The organism is Bradyrhizobium sp. PRIMUS42 (assembly GCF_023006515.1).
Taxonomy (GTDB): Bacteria; Pseudomonadota; Alphaproteobacteria; order Rhizobiales; family Xanthobacteraceae; genus Bradyrhizobium.
Genome location: NZ_JALBGZ010000933.1, coordinates 1 through 2,084 on the forward strand (window position 1 = coordinate 1; position 2,084 = coordinate 2,084).

The following is a 2,084-nucleotide window of genomic DNA, read 5'->3' on the forward strand; positions in this document are numbered from 1 at the left end:
CGTGGCGCGGCGTCTGGTACGTGCGCCCGGGCACGCGCAGCCGCATCGTTGTTCACCACGCTGCGCACGACGGGCTTGGCGGCTGCAGAGGCGGATGACACCGATGACGCGCTCAGTTGCGTTTGCAGCGCCTGGACCTGGGCGGCAAGGCGCGAAATGTCCGCCGCATCCTTCTCCTGCGCCCCCTTGAGCTGTCGAATGGCGTCGGCTTGCTCGCGCAGGGTCTGCTCGTTGCGGCTCTTCAGTTGCTCGAGCTTGTCGTTGATGTTCGCAAGCTCGCTGGTGATGGCCTTGAGCGATTGCGCCAACTCGGATGACGACGCCTCAGGCGCCCTGGCGCCGGAATTTGGCGCGCTGTCCGCTTCCTTCAGGACTGGCGGCGCGGGCAACGGGCTCGGCTCATCCGCCGCAGCCAGCAGCACGACCGGCGGCTGCACTTGGTTTTCCACCGCGGACGCCTGCGGGGGCGTGCTCGCGGCTGGCGGAGCCCATCGCGCCATGATCGACTGGCCGATCGATTGGGCCTCATCGCGATATTGCGAAGCGACGGCGGCACCGAGCAGGCCGATCGCCAGCACGAGAATGACCAAGGCGCGCATCATGGCCGGATCTTTCCTCAAGCCTGGATCGCGAACCCCGGCATTGGGAACGTTGGCGCTCGGAACCTTGGCATCGGGTTTCGGCGGCCCGTCTCTCGCGGTGGCGGCTGCCGTCGGTGTGGCGCTTGCGCGTGAGGCCCGCTGTCCCTCGCTATCGCGTTCCATTCCGGAAACCAGTCGGTCCAATCGCGCCAGGTCTTGCTCCGCGCTCTTGATCCGGTCGTAGGCCCGCGCCAACCCGCCCTCGGCGCGCGTCTCCTCCGGCTTGGGGGCATCGGGCTTGCTGGTATCAGGTTTGGGGTCGTTCGTGTCAGGCACCGATGCGCTCTCCATCCGGTCGGGAGTCAATGGGAGGCAGTCCGATCAGGAAGGATAGGTCTGGCCGCTATCAGACACAACGCGTGCGCAGAGGTAAATTTATGGCGGGCCCGGTAGCGGGGCTGGGGGCTGCGCTCTTCAACTATCGTGGTCCGCCGCAAGCCGCACAAATTGCCGCTTCATCGCATTGACCCTGCCGACATACCCCGCAACGAGATGATCGCCGCAGCGTTCGCTTGCGATCATCACAAACTTGCGCCGCGCATAGGCTGTGGCAGGACCTGCGCCGCAGAGATGGATGAAGGCGGCCAAATCCTGCTTCTGCTGGGCACTCGCCTTCACATCGCCCGCGAGGCTGAGGACCATGGCCACCTGGCGGTCCAGATATACCGAGGTTAGCTCGATGGCGTGGCTCGGGATCACGCGGACATAGAAGCTGGCGAACCCACAGCCGGCGTTCGTGACGGCGTTGCCGCGGACACAGAACGGCGTGGCTTCAGTGAAAGCCGGATCCGTCATCTGGAAGAGGCCGACGGCGCTGGAGGCCGGCCGGTAGATCGCCAGCGGATTAAAACTCCACCGCCAGCGCCAATAGGTGCGCGCCACCGGATTGCCAGAACTCTCGACCTGCGCCAGCGCGGCCAGCAATTCGGGCGTGATCGTCGCGGTGGAATAGGTGCGGAAGAGGGGGCCGTATCTCGCCCAAGTCTCTGATGGCTCCTTGTCGAGGGCGTGACCGGCGACGGCGAAGAGTTCGGTTGGTTTGCGGATGACGTGATAGGCGAGGTTCAGGAGGGCGAGGGCAGCAAGCAGGATGGCTACGATGCCCGCGGTCCGGGCGGCCTGCGGGGCTCGCGCGAATCTCTTTCGCGCCCAACGTGCGCCCCGCCGGACGTTGAGAAGGCGAGGGAAGGATCGCTTGCTTTTTCGTGGCATTGACGTTGTGGAGTACGCATGTCGTAGGATGGGTCAAGCGAAGCGAAACCCATCAATAGCCGTCGCGGAATGATGGGTTTCGCAAGGGCTCTACCCATCCTACGACTGCCTCGCCACATCTTCACCCCGCCTTGCGTCCGCTGATCGCGTGCGCGCGGGCGCTGTAGGTGATGCGGCCATCCGTGCCAGCGGGAAGACGCGCCCTCACGCGCCGCGTGAGCTCGGCGACAT

The 2,084-nt window shown here is 65.5% G+C and carries 2 protein-coding genes; both read right to left on the bottom strand.

Going from position 1 to position 2,084, the window contains the following annotated elements; all coding sequences use genetic code 11:
• Positions 1 to 917: hypothetical protein (locus MOV75_RS35875; protein WP_309486997.1), on the bottom strand; the 917-nt coding region annotated here is incomplete at its 3' end.
• Between the two features lie 138 nt (positions 918 to 1,055).
• Positions 1,056 to 1,853, bottom strand: a complete 798-nt coding sequence (locus MOV75_RS35880; RefSeq protein WP_246927816.1) for a transglycosylase SLT domain-containing protein — start codon at positions 1,851 to 1,853, stop codon at positions 1,056 to 1,058.
• Positions 1,854 to 2,084: the final 231 nt, after the last annotated feature.